The following is a 25,029-nucleotide window of genomic DNA, read 5'->3' on the forward strand; positions in this document are numbered from 1 at the left end:
GAAGCAGGGAAAACAGCTGTTTTCCCAGCTATTTCTCATACATCTCTTGTGATCTTTGACCCAAAAACGTATTTTGCTTTTCTCTACCCTTGTATTTATTGTAAATCTTCTATATAATAGACACGCTTTGGCTTCTTTTACTGATTTTAATACTATACATAACCTGCGAGATAATAAGTCTTCTCATCAACATTAACCCGAACATGCTTAGTGAGCTTACCTTAGTGAAAGGATGTATATGCAGGAAGATATAGCAGATACCAGAGCAATTAGCGGCGTCATGAGCAATCTGGCAAACTCTACTTTAATGGAGAGAGGAGAAAGAAATAGAGAGCTCAGGCTGATCGCGCGCCTTGAACGCCTGCCCCATCTGCCCTTTCATAGCCGAATCGCTTTCCTCTTAGGAACAGGACTTCTGCTAGATGGGCTCGATACTCTAATTATTTCAGTCATTCTGACTCCTGTAGCTAACACCTTTGGTGCCTCACCGGCAAGTGCTGGCATTCTCATCGCTGCAGGCTTTGCCGGGCAAGCCCTCGGGGCGCTCATTTTTGGCTACTTCAGTGAGCGCTTTGGTCGCAAAATTCCACTAGTAATTGCCCTGCTTATTTGTGGCCTATTCAGCCTTGGAGCTGCCATTGCTCCGAGCTTTCAGGCACTGCTCCTGCTACGTGCCCTGCAAGGTATCGGCTTAGGAGCCTGCCCGCCGCTGAGTATGACACTATTCAATGAGTATATTCCGGGGCAGCGGCGTGGACGCAACGCACTGCTTGTGCAGGTCTATTTCTCCGCCGGTTATATGCTGGCATCTTTTCTGGCGCTTCTAGTATTTGCCTTGACGAGATCTGCGTCTGGCTGGCGCATTTTATTTGTTATTGGCGCTCTCCCCCTCTTGATAGCTCCGCTCATCTTCTTCTTTGCCCCGGAATCACTGCGCTGGCTGCTAGTTAAGCGGCGCACGGAGCAGGCCGAAGCTATCGTTACAAGCCTGGAACAGGAAGCTATACAGCTTAAGAAAGCCTGGGTAGAGCAGGATGGTATGGAGATGCCCGCACAGCCAGCCCAGCAGCAGACGCACCTAGGCGAGCTCTTTTCGCCGCGCTATCGACGACGCACCTTTTTGACGTGGGTGCTCTGGTTCTCCTCATTCTTTATCCTGGTTGGCTTCTCCAGCTGGTTGCCTTCGTTATATATTAATCCGGGCGGACTCTCAGAGCAGCAATCCTTGCTTCTCACATTTTGCCTGGGCTTTGGAACCTTGAGCCTGCTGGCTGTCTATGCCTTCACCGTCGATCAGTTCGGACGTAAGCGCTGGTTTGTCATCGGCTTTGCCCTGGCTGCGCTTGGCGCAATCGGTGGCGCACTTCTCGCCGGACCGTTACAAGCCATAAGCTGGCTAAAGCTTGCCCTGGCCGGGGCCTTGATGTCGCTGGGCGCTTATATCTGTGTCTCCGGCGCCTATCTCTATACGGCTGAGCTATTTCCAACGCGCATGCGAGCCTGGGCGATCTCTACCGGGCGCAGTTGGAGTTGTGCCGCCAGCATTATCGCCCCCATTATTATTGGCATACTGATGAACAAACATCTCTCGATAGCCATCGTCTTTGCCATGCTCTGCGCGCTTGCGCTGCCCGCGTTGTTATGCGTCATGCTCCTGGGGGAAGAGACAAAGCAACAAATATTGGAGAAACTTTCACATTAAAATAGAATGCCCATATCGGAAGGAGGGAACCAGCATGTTCCCGGTCATCGATATCCACGCTCATTATTATCCACCTGCTTATTTAGAGGCTGTGCGTAAAATGGTAGATAGGCCAGGGCCTGTAGGAGATGCGGCCCGCGCCACCATCCACAGTCCTTTCATTGGGCGTATTCCCCATTTTAGCAGCCGGCTGGATGAGCGTATTGCCTTGATGGGACCAGGCGGGGATTACTCAGCAAATCTTGAGCTTCTCCTCGCCTAATATCTGGCTTACTGATATGCAAGCGCGGGCTGCCCTGGTTCGCATCTTCAACGATGCTTGTGCCGAAGTTACCAGGCAGTATGCGGGCCGCTTCCTGTTCTTTGCCAATCTCCCGCTACCATTCGTTGACGCGGCGATCGAGGAAGCGGAGCGCGCATTTATGCAAGCGGGCTGCGTTGGGTTGGGACTCTGCACTCACTTTGCGCAGTATGCGATTACAGACGAGCGCTTTGCGTCATTTTACCAGTACGCCAATCAGCGCAAGTGCCTTATCTTCCTCCATCCTGACCCCAGGCCTGAGCCAGGGTATATTGATAGTCCTGCCATGGCCTGGACGCTGGGAGCACCTTTTCAGGATACTGCAGCCCTCTATCAGTTGCTACAATCGGGTCTGCTGGAGCGCTACCCTGACATCCGCTGGATCGTTCCTCACTGCGGCGGCGTGCTCCCGGCCTTAGCCGGCCGAATTGACGAAATCTGGCAGATGAATCCCGATCCCCACCGGGATTTAGCGGCGCCTCCGAGCAGCTATCTGCGCCGGCACAACGTTTATGTAGATTGCGCCACGCCTCAAGTGAGCCTGATCAGGCTGGCTGAAGACCTGTACGGAGAGGAACATTTGTTATTTGGTAGCGATTTTCCCTATATCAAAAGCTCGCTGCATGATCTGCGCCAAGCCATGCAACCAATCCTCCAACTCACCCAAAGTGGGCAAACGCGCCAAAACATTTTGCGGCCAACGCGGCCTCTCTGCTCACCCCTTATACTGGCCGCCAGATATCCTTGTAAGCCTACCTTAATAATGTTGGCATGAGGCATCAGCGGCGCACCGAGCATATTTCTGCCATTCCCCGGCGCGCCGTTGGCTACTCTGAGCCGAGCACAGTTTATAAAGGACTCTTCTCTGCGCCGGCCGGGATGGCCTCTTTCTGCCATATCTTGCGCTCTTTTCCGGCCAGCAAACGCCCGATGTTGTCAAAGTGGAAGAGGATTACCAGAGCTGGGCCCACCACCAGAAAAACGAGCTGGGGAAGCGTGACCAGGGCAAAAAAAGTGGGATGGCTCAAACCAAAAAAGTAAAAGGCCAGGCCGCAGATAATCGAGGCCAGCCCTCCAACGATTGAGCCGAGGGAGACATATCCAGAAATACCGATTGTGCTGAAAGTAGCAATAAGCGAGATCACAAAGGCAAGAGGCGAAGTCACAAGCAGCGCGCCGCCGCCCGTCGAGACACCACGGCCGCCTTTAAAGCCAATAAATACCGGAAAACAATGGCCAAGCAAGGCCAGCAGGCCAGCCACCGTGGGCCCCCAGCCGGCTCCATGAAGCAAAGGAATCAAGGTTGCCAGCAAAGTAGGACCCAGCCCCTTTGACAGGTCTACCAGCAAGACGATGAGAGCGGGCCCATTGCCCAGCGTACGCCGTACATTGGTTGCGCCAATCTTATGGCTTCCATAGACGCGTATATCAAAATCTTTGCCACGTAGCAGCTTGCCCATCCAATAGCCTGATGGAATCGACCCCCACAAATAAGCAATTACAGCAGCTAACAAGAGCGAACCGGCAATTCCCAGCATCGCAGCTTCCTCCGTTTTTCAAGCTCTTCGGCAACTCACGATGTTGCACGGCCTCATTATAGACCCGTGAGGAGCAAATTACTAGCAGAACACTCCCAATCGGCCTATAGAACGCGCTTCCTAGATGCGCCATTGCCCATCGCTCATCCACAAGATATTATCGATAAGGCAGATCCCACCAACGCGCACGGCAATGGCCAGCAAGGTATCTGGCTCCGCCTCTTGCCGCTCGATAAAGGTCTGGGGATGGCAGACGGCCACATATTCCAGGTCCACATGCGGGGAAGAGGCGATAAGCTCCATGATCATTTTCTTGATCACTGAAGCGCGACGCTCCCCATGCTCGATAAGATCTCGGGCCGCTAGTAAGGCTTGATAGATCAGGGCGGCTTCCTTACGCTCCTGGGCCGAGAGCCAGCTGTTGCGTCCGCTGATCGCCAGGCCGCTGCTTTCACGCAGGGTTGGCAAGACGCGCAGGCTCACATCAATGTTGAGATCGCGCACCAATTGCTTGACAATAGCCACCTGTTGGGCATCTTTCTGGCCAAAATAGGCTACATCGGGACGGATGATCTGCAGCAGTTTGGTAATTGCTGTGGCAAAGCGGCGCACCGAATCAGGCCGACGTCGCGCTTCCAGCCGTTCGGCGATCGGGCCGATAGGCGTCACGTAGGTAGCAAAGCCTGGAGCATATAAGTCCTCCTGGCGCGGAACAAACACCACGTCGACATCAGTATGGCTCAAGCGGCGCAGATCATTTTTCAGATCACGCAGAAAGTCCGAACGAAAACAACTATTTTCATCAAATTTCTTTAAGGAGCATTCAAGGATGCTTACAACAATAATCTCACACTCTTCCAGTGCGGCCCGGATTAGTGTACTATGTCCATCATGCAGGGTACTCATGATGGGCACAAAACCAACAGAACCACCTGCCAACCAACCCCTGGCGGTCTCTGTCATTTCACTCAGGTTGTCGATGATTCGCATTGTAGCTCCCTATAGCTCCTCCGCACAACGCTTCGCCAGATAGGCATTCTAAGATGGATCTCTGCAATTGATAGATTAGAGGAGAGAAAAATAGGGGATGGCAAATCCCCAGCATTGAGATATCCCTTGTCCTTTGACATATGACACCAATCGTGCCAGCAGACTGCTTCTGCTGACATCTCTGACTCGCTCATATAGATGACGCGGCTCCTACGTCAGATGGATACATAATCGCGCTAAAAGTGAACTGTCAGTCAATTACGGTGTTTGTAGTTTGCATAACGTATAGCACCATACCCAGTAACATGCTATACTACATACATGCCTATTAGTAGGCTAAGGAGGCAATGCATGCATAGCGTCATTCGGTTGATCAAGATCAACACTCGGCTCCTTCTACTTGCTATCTTCGGCACTCTGCTTATACTGCTTCGTTACATGTGGAGAACTCCCCAGCGTCTAGAAAGCGTTTTACCCGGAGAAGCCTATATATATAAATGGACCCATGGGCAGATCTACTATAAAGTTGCCGGTCAGCTCACCGCCCCACCTGTAGTGCTTTTGCACGCGCCGGAAATTGCTGCATCTGCTTATGAGATGCGCTACCTTATGCAAAGCTTATCTCGGCAATATAGAGTGTATGCCCTGGATCTGCTCGGTTTCGGCCTTTCGGATCACCCGCGGATTCATTATTCTGCTGAGACCTATGTTACTCTCTATCAGGATTTCTTGAAAATAGTTATAGGACAACCGGCTACTTTACTGGCCAGTGGGCTGAGCTGCAACTATGCGCTGGCCGTGGCAACTCGCGCGTCGGACCTTTGCCAGCGCTTGATACTGCTCTCGCCGGCCGCGCTACTGGCTGCTCGCAGGTGGCCAGGCTGGCTGGCCAGGTTTATACAGCGCCCTCTTCCCGGCCTGCTACTCTATGCCTGCCTGACGCCGCGCATAATTTTGCGCAGGGTTCTAGAATGGCAACATAAACCCACCAGGCTACGTATTACAGAAGAGGAAATACAGCAGGCATTTGCTGCCGCGCATCAATCTGGCGCCGAGCACGCTGCGCTGGCTTTTCTTAGCGGGGAGCTAAGCCTTGATGTTGTTGATAGTCTTGAGACGCTCAGGCAGCCCATGCTGATTATCTGTGGAACGCGTAGCTTGCACGCCCAGGCTCTACCCGCCAATCTGGTCGCACTCGGGCCGCAGATGCATGTCACATTTATACCCGATGCGGGGCTACGTATACAGGAAGAGCAGCCCGCGAAAGTGCTGGCCGCTGTTGAGGACTGGCTACAGGATAAAATGCCGGCCAGCGTGGACGATCCGCCAGAGCCACAGACAGCGGTTCCAGAGGAGCAGAATAACGAACCTGCAGTTGCGCCAACGTTGTCTTCCGAGGAGCCGCATGCGAAACCTGGCGTTATTACGGAACCCACAGCCCAGGAGGAACAGCCTGCAGAAGCTGGCCCAGCCCGACCACAAGAAGTCAAGGCTTATTGTGTGAAATGTCGCCAGCAACAAGCTGTAGTCAATCCACAGAGGGTCACCCTGAAAAATGGGCGCGCCGCTCTACAAGGCACATGTACCATCTGTGGAACACGCCTTTTTCGTTTTGTAGCAAGCTAAGCAAGCATTCGCAGCATCGGCCTCCCAGGCCGTAGAAAGGAGTTTTTAGTTTCTATCAAGACGAGGAATATGCAAGATCGTAACAGAAAACCGAAAAAAAGGTTACTAATTACTTGACGTTCCGCAATTCACAACGTATAATCACCCTCATGTGTGTTGGACACCTGCACTTCTAACAAAAAAGATGCGAGGTGCAGAAGAGACTCGCCTCAACCAGAGCAGAAAAGTCTGCAACAAGATGAGATTTTGCTAGCAGCGCCTTGCTAGTAAGATAGTTCATCCTCTTTTCAGAAAGGCTGAGCTGGAAGGGTTGAAGGATTTTCTGGTGGAGGAAAGCTAAGAGCAAGAGATAGGTGAAGAGTGGGAATAAAAGAGGGATGAATACGGTAGTAGAAGATAAACTAATAATTAGAGGCGAATATCTGGAAGAGGCCCGCAGCAGGTCGAAAGCCTCATTACCAGGAGGAGTTTTGCTATGAGTATTGGTGGACAGAGTGACGCAAAGTCCGAACGCAAGGTCTATCACCTGACTCCCGAAGGCTTTGCCAAGATGCAAGAGCGCTTGGAGTACTTACGCACAGTGAAGCGTAAAGAAGTCGCTGACTATATTCACGACGCCAAGGAGGCAGGCGATATCAGCGAAAGTAGCGCATATGAAGATGCGAAAAACCAACAGGCAAAAGTCGAAGGTGAGATTCTAACTCTGGAGCAACTGCTGGCATCAGCAGAGATCATGACTCCAGACATGCATGATCAAGTGGACGGTCCACCCGCAGTGCGAATTGGCATGCAAGTGGAAGTGGAAACTGAACGCGGCACAAAGCGCACCTTCAACATTGTTGAAACATTTGAAGCCGATCCAAAAGCGGGTTTAATTTCTGATCAATCGCCAGTAGGCAAAGCGCTCGTGGGCCACAAGGCGGGCGATGAGGTGGATGTTTCAACCCCCGGTGGCGTGACGAGATATACTATTCTCTCTATTCGCCCTATGATCTAATGCCTGGAAAAAAATTATCGCAGGGCACCTGTATAAAAAGTGCCCTGCTTTTTTCTGCTCCGCCTGGCGGGCACACGCCGGTACCCGCCATGTAGTAAGGGGTGCCAGATCACATTTGTTTGCGCAGCATGACCTGGCGCACTCCTTCAGGAGCCTCAAGTTTGCCGATCAAGGAGAAGCTTTCAATCGCCTGATCGGCGAGCTCAGCTTCTACATCATCGCTAATGCGACAAATTCCAATTATGTTCATGTGCAAACGTCTTCCCTGGGTCAGCACTTGCTCCAAAGCAGCCTTATCGTACTGCACCATTCCGACCATTTGCACATTGTAGGCTGCCGTGGCCGTGGTCCCTCCATGCTCCTGGCTAACCGGCTCGTCGCTATCCCGCGTGTCATAGGTTGAACGCTCCGCTGAGGAAGGATAGAGGATCAAGGTGCCCGAGATCTCCATCTCACCCTCAAGGCCGCGCTGAACCTGGTAGGGCTTGAACAACGCTTCAATCTCTCTATTGAGGTGTAAGAGCTCATCGCCTGTAATATACATATGGAGCATGCCAAATTCCGCGTTCAGCACTTCATCCTGGTGCTGGAGCGTACGACGTAAAGTGCGCAGAAATCCATTCCTTAACTGATTGAACCAGCTACTTACTGTAGCCAGGACGGCATCTGGAACGTCGGAGAGCAGGAGGCCACTAGCGACGTCGATCTCGCGGGCAATCGGCAGATAGTATTTTTCGAGGACCCCGCCTTTCTCGCGCGTTTCCGCCAATTGCAGCAAGCCAACTTTTTCTAGCTCGCGTACATGATAATGAACGCGGCCAGGAGCCATACTTAGGATCTCTCCCAGCTGCGTAACAGTCATTGAACGTTCGCGCAAGAGATCGATGATACGCAGCCGCAGCAGATCAGAGATGGCCCGTAGCTGATCCAGACGTTCTATCGAGTAGTATTCCTTCATCAAATTGCTTATATCGATAAAATAATTTTGATCGTAAAAAAATGATAGTATAGATTAGATGGGCTGTCAAGGGAAAGGAGGACCTCTACGCTCGCTTTATTGTCATATTGACACTTTCCTCTCACACCAGTAATATAAAGACACGCCGTAGCAGGAGAGACATCAGGGTTTATGCTGTACAGAAGGTAATTAAGGAGCAACTTAAATTGTTAACGTATGAAGATATGACCGGATACTTCCTGAAGGCGGCGGACAGCCTCGCACTCACCACACATCCCGAGTACTGGCTCAACTCCCGCACTTTAGAGCGCGAGTTTACTTGCACCTGCCATACAGGGAATTGCGAGGAGGCAGAACACCGCAGCTCGTGTAGCGTCTCATTTACGTGGGGTTCACTCGACACTGCGCTCTCTATCGAGGGGCCAGCAGGAGTTTGTGACTTCTTCCATGAGGCGGACCAGGACTGTCCACACCTGCACACGAGCGCAATTCCGCCCTTAGTGCTTGACCTGTCCTATACGCTAGCCTTAAATGGCACATCGATCTCTGAAGCCACGCTACTATCGCTTACCCAGATGCTCAAGCTACGAGCAAGCGAACACAGTAGACGGACAATCGAGACGCGCCCAGGAGTGAGCATGGTTTTGCACGAGAACCGCTTGCAGCCCGATATGCTTACGCTTCAGCAGCGTGTAGAGTTGCCAATCTGGCATCCTGAAGGGATGCGCGGCCTTCACGACGACCCGCATACTTCATCCCTACGCCGCCGCACACAACGCGAGCATCATTTTCTTGATGACGAGGAAGAGGGGGGTGAAATTATTGCAGACAATCCACGAGCAGAGGAATGGCTACCCCAGGTCATGGTAGAGGTGTGCCAGGACATTCTCCATGTGCTGGAAGCCCTGGACGCCACACTCCTCTATGATGTACCTGACAACTCTCAGTCGTAGACTAGTACATCCTGTTTGGTCTACGCCTTCTCTCAGGAGGTAAAAGGACATCGAGCGCATCATCGACAGTGACAACACCTTCGAGGATTTGCTCCGCATTGACTACGGGTACCGCCAGCAGATTATACTTGGCGATGATTTCTGCGACTGCATGAGCTTCGTCATCCGGCCCAACAGTGATCACATCTGTCTCCATTAGATCCTGCAGCAACTGAGCTGGCTCAGCTGCCAGCAAATCCCACAGGGAGACCACACCAAGTAAACGGGTTTCATCCTGCGTCTCATCCGCGACACAGTAGATGTAGGCTATGCGTACATCGCTTTCGCGGATGCTGGCGCGTACGGCCTCTAAGGCTTCGGCGACTGTGTGGATCTGATTTAAGGCGATATAGTCGGTGGTCATTAAGCCGCCGGCGGTGTCCTGCTCATATTCTAGAAGCTCCTGGACATCTTCGGACTCCTCGGGCTTCATTAAGCGCAAGAGTTCCTGCGTACGCTCCTCGGGCAACTGGGCCAGCAGATCGGCGATCTCGTCTGGTCCCATGGCCTGCAGGATGGCTGCGGCTCGCTCTAGATTGATATTTTCAAGAATCTGGCGCTGTCGCTCGGTATCAATCTCTTCCATAGTATCGGCCGCGGTCTTATCATCAAGACCTTCGATAAGGCGCGCGCCCTGGCCGGGAGTGAGTTGGTGTACGATGGTGGCAATATCGGCGGGATGCATATCGGTGAGGTGACGGCTTAGCGCGCGCAACTGGCCAGTTCCGGTAGGCAGCGTTTCTTGCTCTTCGTCTTCCTCGGAACGCTGGGCACTGACCGGCTCGATCTGTTCCCAGGGAATTAAGGCTGTGGAGGATTGATTGCCTGGAATACGAATCAGCCAGGATGGAGCCAGGCGGCGGATGAGCCCGAGGACGCTGGCATCAATGCCCAGAAGCCGCCAATCCTCGCCAAGACATACGTCATTGACGCGCACGGCTTTTTTGCGCGCAATATCAATAACTTGCTTATCGAGAACGTCCCGCGCCAGAAACACTTCTGAGACCAGGACATCTTCGGCTTGCTCAGCCAGTTGCTCTAGCGGAAGAAGCAGGTGAAGGTTCCCTGCGCGTAGCTCAACTGAGACGATAGGGACGCGCAAGAGCTGCTCCTTATCGCCCTCTATCAGCAGCACGTCAGGATAGGCAGCTTCGTGCCGTCCCACCTGTGAAGGTGGGATCAACACGTCAGCAATTTTGCCTACACGCACATTCTGCAGGCTCTCTACTGGTGTGCCAAGTAATTGGCTCAGGTATAACATGCTAGTTACATCTCAATACGAGAATCCGGCAATACCCGGCTCGGCTCAAAGTGAAACAGGGAGTTCTCTGTCTCAACCCGGCTGTTGGCTAAGGTTGCACAGGCTCCAACAAAATCACGGAACAGGGGATGCGGACGCGTGGGACGGCTCTTGAACTCGGGATGGAACTGCGAGGCGACAAACCAGGGATGCTCAGCCAGCTCGATCACTTCCACCAGGCTGTTATCTGCGGAGCGCCCGCTGACTATCAAGCCATGCGTCTCCATGCGCTTACGATACTCGTTATTGAATTCATAGCGATGGCGGTGGCGCTCGAAGACGATCGGCTCGCCGTACGCTTGATAGGCTTTGGTGCCAGGGGTCAGACAACAGACCCAGTTGCCCAGACGCATGGTACCGCCCTTGTCGGCAACCTGACGCTGAGTGAGCATGAGATCGATGACGGGATAAGGGTTCTGGGGATCAAACTCGCTACTGTTGGCCTCGCTCAAACCAAGGACGTTGCGTGCAAACTCGATGACGGCGACCTGCATGCCCAGGCACAGACCCAGGTAAGGGATCTGCTTGCGACGCGCAAAGCCTGCAGCCTTGATTTTGCCCTCTATGCCGCGATGGCCAAAGCCGCCGGGTACGACAATACCTGCAACATCTTCCAATACTTCAGTATAGCCCTCACCCATCTGCTCCAGCGCTTCCGAATTGATCCATTTGATGCGCACATCGACATCGTGGAACCAGCCGGCATGGCTTAGCGCTTCGGCGACAGAGAGATAGGCATCATGTAGCTCGACATATTTGCCCACCAGCCCAACCGTCAGCTCGGGGCGCGGGTGCTTGATCTTGGTGACCAGATCCAGCCACTCTTCCATACGGGGCTCCTGGCGCTTCAGGCCAAGCTCCTGGACCAGATACTCGCCAAGGCCAGCTTCCTCCAGCACCAGCGGTACCTCGTAGATGGTATCGGCAGTCAGGAGCGGAATCACGGCGCGAGCCTCTATATTACAGAAAAGCGCGATCTTCTCGCGCAATTCTTCAGAAACTTGATAATCCGAGCGACAGACAATCACATCGGGCTGAATGCCGACGCGTAAGAGCTCCTTGACGCTGTGCTGCGTGGGCTTTGTCTTCAGCTCTTTAGAGGCGCCCAGATAGGGCAGGAGCGTCACGTGCAGATAAAGCACATCACGGCGCCCTACATCCTTACGCATCTGGCGAATGGCCTCCAAAAATGGTTCGCCCTCAATATCTCCAACAGTGCCGCCCACCTCCACGATCACCACATCGGCATCCGAGCGGCGCGCCACTGCATGAATGCGATCCTTAATCTCATTAGTAATGTGCGGGATCACCTGGATCGTACCGCCAAGGTACTCACCACGTCGCTCCTTCGCAATCACCGAAGCATAGACCTGACCGGTCGTCACATTATTTGCCTGATAAGCAGGCTCATCGGTAAAACGCTCGTAGTGTCCCAGGTCCAGATCGGTCTCGGCCCCATCATCAGTTACAAATACTTCACCGTGCTGATAAGGAGACATCGTGCCAGGGTCTACGTTAATGTAGGGATCAAGTTTCATTAGCGAGACGGAGACTCCGCGATTTTTGAGGAGACGTCCAAGAGATGCAACGCTGATACCTTTCCCTACCGATGATGCCACGCCGCCTGTTACAAAGATAAATTTTGACATAGAAAAACCCTCCTTAACCCGGAGTCTTACCGTTTATGCAATAAAAACGTCCCCGCAGGGAATCCAGTTACATCTTTTTAGCAGCGGTACTCGTCATCGAGGTGACAATAATACGATCTGCGTCTCCGCAGGTAGACTATTACGAGTGACAACAAGCTTTGATTGCGTATTCATCGTCTCGATGCCCATCTCTCGACAGAATTTATTCAGGGGATCAGGAACATCGCCCGTGGTAGCGGGACGGTAATGCATGGGAATAACTATACGTGGCTCAACCTGGCTAATGATCTCTGCTGCATGGGTTACGTTAACAGTATGATCTCCACTAATCGGCAGCAGCAATATATCGACATCCGCGACTTCTTCCAACTGTTCTTCACGCAGGACATGACCCAGATCTCCAAGGTGACACACCGTAAGATCATCGATGTGAATAACGTAGATGGTATTGCGCCCGTACTCTTGCCCCCGCTTGTCATCATGGTAAGAGGCAATCCCCGTGATGAGCACATCGCTGATCTCGTATTCACCAGGCCCACGTACGATACGTGGACTTCCACCAACACCTGCCACATTATTATGTCCGGAGTGATTATGGCTGACAGTGACAATGGAGGCGCTGATCTCACTCAGTCGGGATTCCTCTCCCTGCTGAGGAGAAAAGGGGTCTGTCACTAATGTAACTTTTTTGCCACGTAATAAGAAGCAAGAGTGGCCCAGCCAAGAAATTTCCATTGCGCCTGTGCTTTCCGCATTTCTACATAAGTTCGGGCGGGGACCATATCGTCCTCGCCCGAATTGTATTTTACCATAGGGATATGTGTTCTACAAGGGCATAGCCCTTTTGCCAGACTTCTAGCCAGCGGAGAGCAGGCCTGTCAAGGGCAACTCGCTTCTTTTTCTTTTAAGCTAACAAGCATAAAAAGAATGAGGCAAGAAACCAGTCAAAATATAACTGAGCAGTTATGCGCGGAGCCGGGCAAAAGATATCGATCTGGCAAAGCGGAAATTGGCAGCCTCAGCTCCTGCTCGACCTAATGCTTCTGCGACTCGGCGGAAAAGACGCTCACTAATTCCTCGTTCATTAAAGGTCCCTTCACAGTCATTGTGCCATCGGGCGCCTTGGAGGCAAAGGTGAGCGAGCTATAGGCAACATGCACTTTTACTTCTCTTCCACGCAGGCCCACGCGCACTGTCGAGGTCTCGACGATGCGCTTGATGCGCTCCGCGACAATCTCGGCGCCCTGCTGCTCGGCTCTTATCACGGCGGTAAGAATGCCGGGGCCATTGACTGAGAGAATATCCTCTTTGCGGATCTTGGCCCGAATCGAGGGCAAGAGCTTACGCGCGGCCTCGGTGGCTTCGCGATCTTCACGCTCCCGATTGACGTCGTTGCCGGCAGCGCCCTCAATGATACAGCGCAAGACGATGACGCTTTGCGCGTTACAGATACGGCGCACTTTATGCTGGCCAGCTTCCAGGTCTTTGGTTGTCTCGACCATCTGCCAGATGTGATGCTCGCGCTTACGCATGAAGTCGTAATAGCCCTGCATACGCGCAAGGCCTTCGAGGGACACGGCTCCCAGCGTCCAGAAAGCCTGGCGCGGCGAGCTCATGGTAAAGTCGCGCGTATAGATAAGCTGGCGCACGATGGGACCTATCTTCATGGTAGAGGCCTCATAATTCTGCTGTGCCTTTACCTTAAGGTGGCCGGCATAGATGCGGCGGCGCTGCTTGAGGAAGTCACGCACGGTGATCGGCCCTTTGTTGTAGACCACACAGGCGGGATTATAGACAAGTTTATAGCCAAGTTGAGAGATGAGAGCCTGAATAGAGATTTCGTCAACGGCACTATTGGTGGGGATGCCCGAGATCACGTTGCGGAAGGCAATAACCTCGCCCAACTTGGGATGAATACGCGCAACACGATCATGCAGGCGCCACAATAAATGGACGGCATGGCCCATAAAGGTCGCAGGATCGTTGACCGGCACCGGGCGCCCACCTACCATGCCAATCTCGGGATTCTGAAACGGTGAGCACAGATTCTCAATAGCGACTTCATCGGGAATGACATCAGCACCGATGAGCACGGCAACCTCACTTGTGGCTTTCTTCAGGAAGAGGTTGATGGCCGAAGCTTTTCCTTCGCGTTTCTCTTGCACCAACAAGCGGACACGCGGCTCTTCTTCAGCAATCTCGCTGACTATAGGAACTGTATGATCAGTACATCCACTGGCCACGACAATCACTTCTTTTATACAAATGGAAGGCCCTTCCTGAGCAAGCACAGCTCGCAAGGTGCGCGCAATATTTGCTTCCTCGTTATAAGCCATGATACCTATACTACACCCAACACGCTTATCATCCCCTTCCACTTCGCTATGCATTTGTTTTACTTTCACGTCATTCTCAACCTTTGTTGCCATGAAAGGCTTTCTCCTTCCCGGTCTCTGTAGGGGACTAGGGCGGTTACCTGCTGTTTTTTTACAGGACTCTCCTCATCGCTAATTATTTTCGCCTCTATTATTAGGAATCTGTGCTATCCAGGACAAGCACCCAGAGTATCATCAGATCACACCTTTAGTATCCGTTTTTATTTAGCATACATTGGGCCTATAATCTTTTTTACCTATCCTAATACAGTTTCCTGAATATCCCGTTCCTTAATCTATAGTGTGCCACACCGCAGGCTCCTGAGCGTAGAGATGCTACCATCTGATTACCATCTTACCACTGGAGCTCTAAAAATAGAGCGCGATTACGGTTGAGATATGGTTATAGCAGGCGAGTAACAGTTATAAATATATCAATTTGCTTGCGCGACAAAGACCTTACGCGCTTCTCCTACTATTATTAACGCTTGAGCTGGGAAAGTTGACATGCCATTCGCTGCCAATTATACTCGTCCGTGTAAAAATATGTATGGCTTCTATCTAGTAGAAATCGTGCAAAATAGGAGTTCACCCCCAGATGAATGTAAAAGAACATCTAAAGTTATCGACAGCCGCCGCTCTTCTGGCCGCACCCTGGCTGAAACAGGATACGCTCATTCCGTACGCCGCGAGCATTTTTATTGATGTCGATCACTATATCTGGCACGCGATTACGCAGCGTACGCTCAGTCTGTCGGCTGCAGTACACTTTTTTCAGCAGGCCGATCCGCCGCAGCGTCCGGCGGCGAAGTTTCTGCACAATCCCTTGCTGCTCGGCCTTCTGTTGTTTCTTGCCATGCGCCTGCGTTCCCGGCTGCTGGGACTGATTCTGGCCGGATTGACGTTTCATGTCTGTCTTGATGCAATCCACGTTACCCAGATGAGCCGCTTGAAGCGCACGCTTAGCGAAGAGGCACACCACCTGTGCGCCGAGTGCGGAACCTATTTCGAGGCGCTACAGTTGCATACGGTCCATGTCACAGAAAATATTATTGACCGCTATAATCCCAAACATTTCGTCGTGCTTTGTCCCACCTGCCATGAGCGGGCCCACAGCAAATAACAGCAGGTTTTGCCACCTCGACGCTGCCATTCATATATGATATAATCGGCTAAAATCATACGGTACTTATCTTAACTCATGGCTTTATCCTGGCAACGCAGGAAAGAGAGGAAAGATCCTTGCTACAACAGTGGATTCCGGCAATCAGAGTTGTGCAGATTATTCTGAGTATTGCCGTTGTTATCTTTATCCTATTGCAGGTGCGAGGCGCAGGCCTCGGTAGCGCCTTCGGTGGCAGTAGCGCCGGTTCTGTGTTTAAGACCAGGCGTGGCGTCGAGCGTTTGATCTTCAATATCACGATTGCCTTCGTGATACTCTTTGGGGTCATCTGCTTACTCAGTACTGCCATTCAATAAAGGTTCGCCGATACACAGCGCTACAGCGCGTTCATCAGTTGTCCACTTCAGCGCATGGGTCCTTATGCTTCTGTCAGAAGAGGCGCAGGGAGGCAAGCAGTCACGATACGGCTTTTCCAATCTTTTACGGGAATACTCGCACTAACCATACTGCTTTTGCTAGCTCTGACTGGCTGTAACGGCCTGGCCACTCCGCAGGCCGCCAGCGATCAACTGAGCATTCAGCAAGCACCGAAGGCTCGCCTGACGTATGTGGCTATCGGCGCCTCTGACACCTTTGGCATCGGGACCAGCGATCCCCGCACAGAAAGCTGGCCGGCGGATCTGGCTGCGCGGCTGGGTCCGGATGTACGCCTGGTTAATCTTGGTGTGCCTGGCATCCATGTTCGCCAGGCGTTGAACATAGAACTACCCGTGGCGCTCGATACACACCCGGATCTTATAACTATCTGGCTGGCGGTCAACGATCTTGCCGATAATGTGCCCGTGGCTGGCTATCAACACGATCTCGATTTGCTGCTCGACCGCTTGCAGGCCCGACTGCCTCACACGCATATCGCTGTGGCCAATGTGCCCGATCTTACCCTGTTGCCGCACTTTCGCTCAGCTAATACAGAGCAATTACATCGACAAATCTCAAATTACAATGCGGCTATTGCTACGGTTGTAGATAAGCATCACGTTTTACTGGTTGATCTCTCCCAGACCTGGAGCTTGCTTAGCGTCCATCCCGAATATATTAGCGGCGATGGCTTTCACCCAAGCAATGCTGGCTATGCTCAGCTGGCGATGATCTTCTACCAGGCTCTTCAGCAGAATCGCCCATGACTGACTTTTTTGGCATCCCAATCGAGACCCTCACGCAGAGCTTAATCATCATCACCTGTAGCATTGTCGCTGGGGTGATCTTGCTAGCCCTTGGCAATGCCATCTTCTTTAAAATAGGCGTGCGCAATATTTCGCGCCGGCGCCTGCAAATGGTGCTTATAGTTTTTGCGCTCATGCTCTCGACGACGCTGCTTTCCAGCGTGCTGGCCACAGGAGATGTGCTGACGGCAGCTGTCCAATCGGTGGCGGTCTATAACTGGGGTAATATCGATGAGTTGATCGAGGGTGGACGCGGCGAGCTGGGGCTCTATAGGGACGATATTTATACCAGGCTGCATTCTTATGCCGAGCGCAATCCGCATATTGCGGCCGTGGGAGCAGCGCTACGCGAGAGCGAATTGCTGATCGCCGATCAGAGCTCGCGCCAGGTGCGCTCACAGGTGACGGCTTTGGGCGTGCTACCGGGTAGCGAGCGTGGCTTCGGCGGCATGCAGGATCAGACCAATGGCAAACAATTGACGATCGGCGAACTGGGTTCCGATCAGGCCTATCTCAACCTTACGCTGGCTCAACTGCTCAATGCCCGCGCTGGCGATAAGCTGTATCTCTACTCGCAACGCTGGCCTGGCCAGCGCTATACGCTCCATGTCAGAGCGATTGTGGGCAATAACGGCCTGGTTGGCGATAGTCCTTACCTGCTGACCCATGTGCAAACCTTTCAGCAGATCGAGCATGCCAGTCACAAGATCAATCAGATCTTTATTGCTAACGCTGGCGGTGGTGGCGTGAGCGGTGTTGACCTGTCCACGACTGTCTCGCAGGCCCTTGAGGATCAGCTCCCTCATCATGTGCATGTGATCAAGGTGAAAGAGCAGGGCGTGCAGAACTCACAGAAGGCTCAGGATATCTTCTCACGCATCTTTGCACTTTTTGCGCTCTTTGCCCTGGCCATCAGCCTGCTCTTGATCTTTCTGATCTTTGTGCTCCTGGCAGCCGAACGGCGCTCCGAGATGGGCATGGCGCGCGCTTTGGGTGTGCAGCGCCATCAGCTTGTGCTGATGTTCCTTTTTGAGGGTGCGGTGTACGATCTGCTGGCTTCTTTTATCGGGCTTCTCCTGGGAGTGGGAGTGGGCGCGCTGCTGGTCACGCTGCTTGGCCCCATTCTTACGCGCTTCAACTTTCCGCTCAAGCTGACGTTCCAGCCCCATAGCCTGATCATCGCTTACTGCCTGGGAGTGATTTTTACTTTCTTTTCAGTGGCACTTTCTTCCTGGATCGTTAGCCGCATGACGGTGGTAGAGGCCATACGCGATCTACCCGAGCCGGCTCGCCCGATCTATGCGCTGCGTGAGTTGCCCAGCCGCCTGGCCACCCTGAGCAAACAAATGCTACGCGTGCGCGCTGGCACAGAAAAACGTCCCTTGCGCTATGGGCGTCGCATCTTACTGGAATATCTGCCGGCGGTTCTGCTCGCTTTGCTGAGCACGCTGACCCGCCTGGGCCTGCTTCCGCTGTTGGCAGGGATCGGCTTTATGCGCCTTGGCCTTGATACACTGCAGATCATCCCTTTTTCGCTCGGGCTCTCGCTGGTAATTATTGGGGCCGGCCTGCTGCTCAAAACGCTGCTCGAACAGGGCTTTCTGCTGATATGCCGCAAGTATAGTCTTGGCGAGGCGAGCCAGAAGAGCATTGCCGGCATCAGTATCGCTCTGATGGGCCTGGCGCTTGTGGCCTATTGGGCGCTGCCTTTTGACGCCCTGGCCAGGCTGGGCTTGCCGCGTTTTGCGGCCGGGATCGAGGTCTTTTTTGTGGCCGGCTTTATGATGATCCTGGGCATGGTCTGGGCACTCATCACTAACGCCGAGATCCTGACGCGGCCCCTGCTGGCTCTCTGCAGTCGCTTAGCAGGTTTCTATGCGATCGCGAAGCTTGCTTCGGCCTATCCCTTGCAGCGCCGCTTGCGCACCGGGCTGAGCATCATTATGTTTAGTATGGTCGTCTTTACAATGACGGTGATGGCAGTGATCACCAATTCGATGCAGCAAACCTATGTCGATATCAATGCGCAAACAGGTGGCTATGATATCCAGGCCAAAGCCTATTTCAAGGCACTACCGGACCTCTCTTCTTCCCTGGCAAAGAATGGCATTGATCCCCGCTCCTTCTCGGTTATCGGCGAGCGCACCACCACTGCGGTAGGCGTGCTTCAGCTTAGCGCAAATGCCCCGCGCTGGTCGCTCTATCCGGCACAGGTGGTGAGCGGCGGTTTTCTGCAGGGCTATGGTCTGCACTTAACGGCACGGGCCCAGGGCCTTACTAGCGATAGTGCCGTCTGGCAGGCCTTACAGAGCCATCCCGATTACGCACTTATCGATAGTAGCGCGCTGCCCTATAATTCCAATGATCTCTTAGCGCCGGTCTATGATCCAAATACGCCATCAGCCTCGCAGGCCGGGATTTCTGCCACCCCGCCCGGACTCGATCCGCGCTACACCTTCGCCCTGAGCGGCGTCTATCAGGGCGAAAAGAGCTTTCCGGCTACGCCTCTCTGGGTGATTGGGCTGCAAAACCAGAAAGCCGTCAAACTTACAATTATTGGCGTTGTCGATAATAGCGATAGCGCGCACTTCGGGCTCTACATCCCACAATCGAGCTATAGCAGCGGGATCGCCAATCCCAAGGGCAGCCAGGGGGATACGCCCGAGGCGCAGACCTATTACTTTAAGGCGGCGCCGGGACAGGACAAGCGTGGACTGGCTCTGAAGCTTGGTTCGGCCTTTCTTGATGATGGCCTGGAAACTACGGTACTTGAGGATGCGATCTGGCAGTTGCGGGGACCGCGCATTCTGCTCAGCAACGTCTTGCTGGGTATAGTGGGCATCACGCTTTTGCTTGGCGTGGCCGCCCTGGCAATTACCGGGACGCGCGCGGTGGTCGAACGCCGACAGCAGATAGGAATGCTGCGCGCGCTGGGCTGTGGGCGCAAGCTTATTCAGGGCGCATTTTTGCTCGAATCTTTCCTGGTCGGAGCGCTGGGCAGCGCGCTTGGCATTGTGCTGGGCCTGATCCTGGCGCGCAATATCTTCGCTGCCAATTTCTTCGAGCGCTACCAGACCGGCCTGACCTTCGGTATTCCCTGGCAGCAATTGGCCCTGATCGTTGGCGTGGCGCTGCTGGCCTCTTTTCTTGGCGCGCTCTTGCCGGCCTGGCAGGCGGGCAAAGTAGCTCCGGCCGAGGCCTTGCGCTATCAATAGCTCCAGGGATTGGGCAGCACGATGAGGAGGGTGACAAGAAATCCGTCCCTCTTCCGAGCAAGTATGAGGGAATGATACAGGCGTTCTTGCTTCACACTCTCGTGCAGTTGGTAGAAGCTGTGCAAACAGGCCCGGCTCAAAGCAACTGTCATTGAAGCGACAGCCCTCTAAGCAACGAGCCTGAACCTAACTACCTTCCTTCCCTTATGCTTTTGCCTGATCTCCGAGCGCCACGCCATAGGCAAATTGGCCGGGGTCCAGGGGCGCATTCCGGTTTGAGATATCCTGGACAATGCGCCATACGCCATCCGCTTCGCGCTTCCAGACAGTGATAGACTTGATGACGTGGGTTACAGTTTTGCCATCCCTCGTCGGAATTTCCAGCGTGACCGTATTCCGTTTATATCCCAGATCGCCAGAGCTCTCTAACTCATCATCGCGGATGGAACGCTTCATCTGCACTTTCTGCGCTCTTGCGCAAGCAGCCTTCCAAAAATCTGCGATAGCCTCTCGCCCTTCAATAATTTCTCCATCTTCAATCAAAAGCTTCGCATCAGCAGTGTAGACCGAAGCCATAGCTATATAGTCTCCATCATAGAAAGTTTTTTCATAGGCCCGACCGAACTGTTCGGATGATTGTTTATCAAAAGTGGTCATAGCAAGAGCTGTTGGCATCTGCTTGTTTTCCTTTCGTGCTTTACTTTCCCTGGAGTAGCTTTCACGCGCTGCTCCAGAAGTTGAACGATTGACAGAGAGATTCATTTGTGACACATATGCTCTATGTGGTATCCACTCTTCCCGAAGTGTAATTGAGCGGTTCAGGAGAGACAAGAACAGGTCAGAAGAAGTGTCACTTATGAGACAAGGAGCAAAAAATGACTCAAAACTGCCGCGATTTGCGAGTGAGACGGACGCACAAGCTTTTGCGAGAGGCACTGGTATCCTTGATCGAAGAGCAACGCTTTGACGCTCTGACAGTGGAAGCGATTGCCGAGCGCGCGATGGTCAGCCGAGCCGCATTTTATCGGCACTATCAGGATAAATATGATCTTGTTGAACAGATCTTTGCAGAAGCTATGCAGACAATGATGCACGACATCGACCAGGGTTGGAGCCTAGCCGAGCAAGATCATCCACCTGAAGCCTGGGTGAGGCTCTTCGAGCATTTTACGGCCTACAGGAGGCTCTATCGTGCCTTGCTCGGAGAAAAGGGAAGTCCCTGGTTTCAGACCAGAATGCGCGCCTATCTGGCTGAAGTAATTAGTGAACGGACAGCAGGGCTCACCTTCGCGCCAAATCAGAAGCGTTTGCGGGCACTACGTGCCTTCTCTTCAGGCTTCGTACCTACACTACTGGCCGGTATGTTGGTCGATGCCATTTCCTGGTGGTTTGAGCAGGAGCAGCCTGACCTTCCTCGGCAGATCGCCATTTCCTGCTACAATCTTGTAATTTCTACGCTCAAAGAAGCAAGTCGATGGGAAGAATAAATTGCCAGACCACGCCTCGTTGCGCTTCTCGCTGCCGCCAGATTCCCTTGGCACATAGAGGCTTTCCCACACAAGTGACACACGCACTTTCTGTTCCATATAAAGATGCTATACTCTAGGAGATAGAGGCGATCCACGCTCCTATCGCTTGCACAATCCCATTCGTGCATAGGTGCCATTATGCGTATAGTTATAATACCATTGCGACAAACAGATAGAGTATTTTATGAGGAGAAGTAAATTTGCAGCAGCCACCCTATCAACCACCATCGAAGCAACAGCCGCCATTTGCTCCACCGCCGCCACCAGAGCAGCAACCACCAGCAGCATACCCATCCTATTATCAGCCATATCCGGGCCAGGCTGGTTATCCTCCCGCGTACGGCGGTTACCAACCTCCACAGTCAGTCACGAAAACGTCGGGAAAGATCGCGTTAAAGTATGGGCTGATCTTTGGGGCAGTCCTGGCAGCCGTCGCCTTGCTTCAATTCGGAAGCAGCCGCTTGCTTAATCCTTCCATACTAGAGATGGCAAGGCGCTACTATCTCTCGGCTTCCCAGCTCAGCTTCTTCTTCCAGCTTATAGCTGTGTTTTTCACGTTGATTTACTGGTCTATCTACTTCCTGGCTGGCTTCTTTTCAGCGCGACGTGCAGGTGAGATGAAGGCAGCAAGCACCGCCTGTCTGTGGGCGGCTCTCTGTTACTTTGTCATCGATTGTCTGCTGCTTGTCCTCAATGTCATCCTCACCATGAGCGTATTTAGGGGAAGGCTACCTGGGAGCTACCTCGGCGTTCTCGCCCAGGGTGTCATGCTCAATCTCATTCTAAATATCGCACTGGGGATTGGTGTTGGCGCGCTCGGCGGGCTACTCGGTAAAAATCTTGCTAACAAGCAAGGAGCTCCAAGGCCGCCTACCTATTCATCTCCGGCATAGGAAAGCCGTTCAAAGCAATAACAGGATGTTAGCGCCAGAGCGACACAAAAACATGACTCGTCCTCCAAATATGGGACTTGTCCGGGGGTCCACGCTCTGCTACACTGAGGGGGCAAAACCCGATTACATAAACTGAAAGAAGGATATTTAATCATGCCTGATGAATTTCTGGCAAACAACGAGCGCTTTTTACAGCAAAACACCTTGCCACTTATCGGGCACGCTCCCCGCAAGCATACCGCCGTTGTAACGTGTATGGATTGCCGCCTGGTGCGCATGTTCGAGGACGCGCTGGGCCTGGAGCGCGGCGACGTTCTGGAACTGCGCACGGCCGGGGCCACGATCTCGGAGCCTGAGCGCCCCGCAGGTGCTAACGACCTGATTCGCTCGCTGGCTGGCGGCGTCTATCTCTTAGGAGTGCGACAGGTCCTTGTCATTGGCCATACGCAGTGCGGCCTCTCTCATATTGAGCCGGCCACCCTGACTGCCTCCATGCAGGCGCTGGGAGTAGATCCGCAAAAACTTATTGAGCAGGAGAAGCTAGGCGATATCAACGGGCTGATCAAGTGGCTTGGTGGCTTTAGCGACGTGCACATCAACGTCAAAGAAGTTGTTGAGGTGATTCGCAGCAGCCCCTATCTCCCGCGTATCCCCGTTCACGGCCTCGTTATCGATATAAACACGGGTAAACTGACATTAGTAGATAGAGACACTAGAGGTACTACTTAACACTTTCTGGTGTGATACAATGCTGATAGCAATATATGATACATTAACCAAGATTTTACGTACAGGTAAATTGGATCATACAGCTGCTATCGTCCTACATCAAACACAACTGGTGCCTGATCAGAATTAAAAACGGTGGGTATAGCTTCCCCAACACAAAGCTAGTGCTTTGTCAAGCCGAGATTGACGAGTGCGCCGCCTACGGCGGCAGATGGAGGAGGGAGCTGGGGCACAGCCCCAGGCCCCAGTCAAGGGGCGGCTGCCCCTTGCATCCCCGCTTGTTTCACGCGTCACGCCAACCTTGACAGACTACTAGCGAGAAAGCTCACCGCAGCATAATAGCAAAACACATCGATACTACTCGATGCTGCTTATTGCAAAGAAAGGACCTCTTTATGGCAGAAAAGACGCCCATCACGGTGGCTTACGGTGATGGCATTGGGCCTGAAATTATGAGCGCTACGCTCCATATCATCACAGAGGCCGGGGCCAACATTGAGATTGAGCCTATTGAAGTTGGTGAAAAAGTCTACTTACGCGGCATTAGCGCGGGTATCGAGCCCAGCGCCTGGGAATCGCTGCGCCGCACCCAAGTGTTCCTTAAAGCTCCGATTACTACTCCCCAGGGCGGCGGTTACAAGAGCCTTAACGTGACCACACGCACAACCTTCGGACTTTATGCCAACGTTCGCCCCTGCGTAGCCTATTATCCGTTCATTGATACCAAGCATCCAAATATGGATGTAGTGATCATCCGCGAGAACGAAGAAGATACCTATACCGGTATCGAATATCGACAGACTCACGATATGATGGAGTCCCTGAAGCTCATAAGTCGTCCGGGCTCCGAAAGAATCGTCCGCTACGCCTTCGAATATGCCAGGAGCAACAACCGGAAAAAGGTTACCTGCTTCATGAAAGATAATATCATGAAGTTAACCGATGGCCTGTTCCACAAAGTATTCGACGAAATCGCCAAAGAATATCCCGATATCCAGAACGAGAGCTGGATCGTCGATATTGGCGCCGCCAAGCTTGCCGATACGCCCGAGTCCTTTGACGTGGTGGTCATGCCCAATCTGTATGGCGACATCCTCTCAGACGTAGCCGCGCAGATTGCCGGGTCCGTTGGTCTGGCGGGTTCAGCCAACATCGGCGAGCAGTGTGCGATGTTTGAGGCCATTCACGGCTCAGCGCCGCGTCGCGCCGGTCAGAATCTTGCCAATCCCTCCGGCTTGCTGCTCGGGGCAGTCTTGATGCTTGTGCATATCAACCAGCCCGACGTCGCTACACGCGTACACAATGCCTGGCTGAAAACTATCGAGGATGGCATCCATACCTATGACATCTACACCGAGGGTGTAAGCAAGCAAAAAGTTGGGACCAAAGAGTTCGCGGATGCCGTTGTCGCCCGCCTGGGACAGCGCCCCGAGAAGCTTAAGGCCGTCAACTATACTTCAGCTCCGCGCAAGGCCCCCGAGAAGCATGCAACTCAGCAGACAGCTCCCGAAAAGAAAGAGCTGGTCGGCATCGATGTCTTCCTTGATTGGAGCAATGGCTCAGCCAATCAACTTGGCGAACAGCTCCAGCACGCCAACGGCGATGGCCTTGAGCTCACTATTATCACTAACCGCGGGGCCAAGGTCTGGCCAAACGGATTGCCCGAGACCTTTACTACCGATCATTGGCGCTGCCGCTTCCTCTCCAAAGGGGGCTCGACCAGCCACAAACAGATCACGGCACTGCTGCAGCGTCTCGCTGCCAGCGGCTTTGACTTCATCAAGACCGAGAACCTTTACACCTTTGATGGCCAGAACGGCTTCTCACAGGTACCAGGCGAATAGCATAGCAATTCAAGCGGTTCTCGTATCCTCTGCATTCAGAAGAGC

The 25,029-nt window shown here is 53.0% G+C and carries 22 protein-coding genes; 14 read left to right on the forward strand and 8 right to left on the reverse strand.

The genetic code is table 11. The features are described 5' to 3' along the window. The first annotated feature begins 238 nt into the window (after nucleotides 1–238). Genes EPA93_RS26660 through EPA93_RS26670 form a run of 3 tightly spaced genes read left to right on the forward strand, consistent with a single transcriptional unit; the run spans nucleotide 239 to nucleotide 2,778 of the window. Entirely contained in the window at nucleotides 239–1,702 is a 1,464-nt protein-coding gene (locus EPA93_RS26660; protein ID WP_165423409.1) for an MFS transporter, read from the forward strand. A 34-nt stretch (nucleotides 1,703–1,736) separates the two neighbouring features. Beyond that, complete coding sequence (locus EPA93_RS26665; RefSeq protein ID WP_129890429.1) at nucleotides 1,737–1,964, forward strand: hypothetical protein; 228 nt, start codon at nucleotides 1,737–1,739, stop codon at nucleotides 1,962–1,964. Further along, the gene (locus tag EPA93_RS26670) at nucleotides 1,945–2,778 is read left to right on the forward strand and encodes an amidohydrolase family protein (RefSeq protein WP_129890430.1); all 834 of its coding nucleotides are present in this window, start codon (nucleotides 1,945–1,947) and stop codon (nucleotides 2,776–2,778) included. The genes EPA93_RS26665 and EPA93_RS26670 overlap by 20 nt, the downstream gene beginning before the upstream one ends. Nucleotides 2,779–2,851: 73 nt before the next feature. On the opposite strand, the gene plsY is transcribed toward EPA93_RS26670, so the two are convergent. Together plsY and panC are read right to left on the reverse strand one after the other, a co-directional pair. Then, nucleotides 2,852–3,541 (reverse strand): glycerol-3-phosphate 1-O-acyltransferase PlsY, encoded by a 690-nt coding sequence (plsY, locus tag EPA93_RS26675; protein ID WP_129890431.1) that lies wholly within the window; start codon nucleotides 3,539–3,541, stop codon nucleotides 2,852–2,854. A 120-nt stretch (nucleotides 3,542–3,661) separates the two neighbouring features. After that, nucleotides 3,662–4,531 (reverse strand): pantoate--beta-alanine ligase, encoded by an 870-nt coding sequence (gene panC / locus EPA93_RS26680; protein ID WP_129890432.1) that lies wholly within the window; start codon nucleotides 4,529–4,531, stop codon nucleotides 3,662–3,664. Between the two features lie 351 nt (nucleotides 4,532–4,882). Here panC and EPA93_RS26685 point away from each other — a divergent pair, with 351 nt between their 5' ends. After that, on the forward strand, nucleotides 4,883–6,157 hold the full coding sequence (locus tag EPA93_RS26685; protein WP_165423410.1) for an alpha/beta fold hydrolase: 1,275 nt from the start codon (nucleotides 4,883–4,885) through the stop codon (nucleotides 6,155–6,157). Nucleotides 6,158–6,632: 475 nt separating this feature from the next. Further along, nucleotides 6,633–7,154 (forward strand): transcription elongation factor GreA, encoded by a 522-nt coding sequence (gene greA, locus EPA93_RS26690; RefSeq protein ID WP_129890434.1) that lies wholly within the window; start codon nucleotides 6,633–6,635, stop codon nucleotides 7,152–7,154. 109 nt (nucleotides 7,155–7,263) lie between these two features. On the opposite strand, the gene EPA93_RS26695 is transcribed toward greA, so the two are convergent. Beyond that, entirely contained in the window at nucleotides 7,264–8,112 is an 849-nt protein-coding gene (locus tag EPA93_RS26695) for an ArsR family transcriptional regulator (protein WP_129890435.1), read from the reverse strand. Between the two features lie 206 nt (nucleotides 8,113–8,318). On the opposite strand from EPA93_RS26695, the gene EPA93_RS26700 reads away from it, so the two are divergent. Next, nucleotides 8,319–9,065: a hypothetical protein gene (locus EPA93_RS26700; RefSeq protein WP_129890436.1), complete on the forward strand. Its 747-nt coding sequence runs from the start codon at nucleotides 8,319–8,321 to the stop codon at nucleotides 9,063–9,065. A 1-nt stretch (nucleotide 9,066) separates the two neighbouring features. Here the strand turns inward: EPA93_RS26700 and EPA93_RS26705 are convergent, their stop codons facing one another. The 4 genes from EPA93_RS26705 to EPA93_RS26720 form a co-directional block, all read right to left on the reverse strand. Continuing rightward, on the reverse strand, nucleotides 9,067–10,365 hold the full coding sequence (locus EPA93_RS26705; RefSeq protein WP_129890437.1) for a magnesium transporter: 1,299 nt from the start codon (nucleotides 10,363–10,365) through the stop codon (nucleotides 9,067–9,069). Nucleotides 10,366–10,370: 5 nt separating this feature from the next. Continuing rightward, a complete protein-coding gene (locus EPA93_RS26710) occupies nucleotides 10,371–12,053 on the reverse strand; it encodes a CTP synthase (protein ID WP_242527146.1) in 1,683 nt (560 codons plus the stop codon). Nucleotides 12,054–12,146: 93 nt separating this feature from the next. Continuing rightward, the gene (locus EPA93_RS26715; RefSeq protein WP_129890438.1) at nucleotides 12,147–12,788 is read right to left on the reverse strand and encodes an MBL fold metallo-hydrolase; all 642 of its coding nucleotides are present in this window, start codon (nucleotides 12,786–12,788) and stop codon (nucleotides 12,147–12,149) included. Nucleotides 12,789–13,087: 299 nt separating this feature from the next. Beyond that, nucleotides 13,088–14,482: a glycosyltransferase family 2 protein gene (locus tag EPA93_RS26720; protein WP_129890439.1), complete on the reverse strand. Its 1,395-nt coding sequence runs from the start codon at nucleotides 14,480–14,482 to the stop codon at nucleotides 13,088–13,090. 544 nt (nucleotides 14,483–15,026) lie between these two features. Between EPA93_RS26720 and EPA93_RS26725 the strand changes: the two genes are divergently transcribed. From EPA93_RS26725 to EPA93_RS26740, 4 genes are all read left to right on the forward strand, one after another. Then, nucleotides 15,027–15,551: a hypothetical protein gene (locus EPA93_RS26725; RefSeq protein WP_129890440.1), complete on the forward strand. Its 525-nt coding sequence runs from the start codon at nucleotides 15,027–15,029 to the stop codon at nucleotides 15,549–15,551. Nucleotides 15,552–15,670: 119 nt separating this feature from the next. Next, a complete protein-coding gene (secG, locus tag EPA93_RS26730; RefSeq protein WP_165423411.1) occupies nucleotides 15,671–15,907 on the forward strand; it encodes a preprotein translocase subunit SecG in 237 nt (78 codons plus the stop codon). Between the two features lie 156 nt (nucleotides 15,908–16,063). Further along, complete coding sequence (locus tag EPA93_RS26735) at nucleotides 16,064–16,735, forward strand: SGNH/GDSL hydrolase family protein (RefSeq protein ID WP_165423412.1); 672 nt, start codon at nucleotides 16,064–16,066, stop codon at nucleotides 16,733–16,735. Continuing rightward, on the forward strand, nucleotides 16,732–19,989 hold the full coding sequence (locus EPA93_RS26740; protein WP_129890443.1) for an ABC transporter permease: 3,258 nt from the start codon (nucleotides 16,732–16,734) through the stop codon (nucleotides 19,987–19,989). Before EPA93_RS26735 ends, EPA93_RS26740 begins: the two co-directional genes overlap by 4 nt. 204 nt (nucleotides 19,990–20,193) lie before the next feature. On the opposite strand, the gene EPA93_RS26745 is transcribed toward EPA93_RS26740, so the two are convergent. Further along, nucleotides 20,194–20,664, reverse strand: coding sequence for a YybH family protein (locus tag EPA93_RS26745; RefSeq protein WP_165423413.1), 471 nt, complete (start codon nucleotides 20,662–20,664; stop codon nucleotides 20,194–20,196). A 200-nt stretch (nucleotides 20,665–20,864) separates the two neighbouring features. Here EPA93_RS26745 and EPA93_RS26750 point away from each other — a divergent pair, with 200 nt between their 5' ends. The 4 genes from EPA93_RS26750 (at nucleotide 20,865) to EPA93_RS26765 (ending at nucleotide 24,984) form a co-directional block, all read left to right on the forward strand. Continuing rightward, a complete protein-coding gene (locus EPA93_RS26750; RefSeq protein WP_129890445.1) occupies nucleotides 20,865–21,476 on the forward strand; it encodes a TetR/AcrR family transcriptional regulator in 612 nt (203 codons plus the stop codon). A gap of 242 nt (nucleotides 21,477–21,718) precedes the next feature. Continuing rightward, entirely contained in the window at nucleotides 21,719–22,411 is a 693-nt protein-coding gene (locus tag EPA93_RS49210; RefSeq protein ID WP_207229215.1) for a hypothetical protein, read from the forward strand. A 153-nt stretch (nucleotides 22,412–22,564) separates the two neighbouring features. Continuing rightward, entirely contained in the window at nucleotides 22,565–23,140 is a 576-nt protein-coding gene (locus EPA93_RS26760) for a beta-class carbonic anhydrase (protein WP_129890446.1), read from the forward strand. 395 nt (nucleotides 23,141–23,535) lie between these two features. Then, on the forward strand, nucleotides 23,536–24,984 hold the full coding sequence (locus tag EPA93_RS26765; RefSeq protein ID WP_129890447.1) for an NADP-dependent isocitrate dehydrogenase: 1,449 nt from the start codon (nucleotides 23,536–23,538) through the stop codon (nucleotides 24,982–24,984). Nucleotides 24,985–25,029 lie beyond the last annotated feature (45 nt).

The organism is Ktedonosporobacter rubrisoli, from assembly GCF_004208415.1.
GTDB classification, from domain to species: domain Bacteria; phylum Chloroflexota; class Ktedonobacteria; order Ktedonobacterales; family Ktedonobacteraceae; genus Ktedonosporobacter; species Ktedonosporobacter rubrisoli.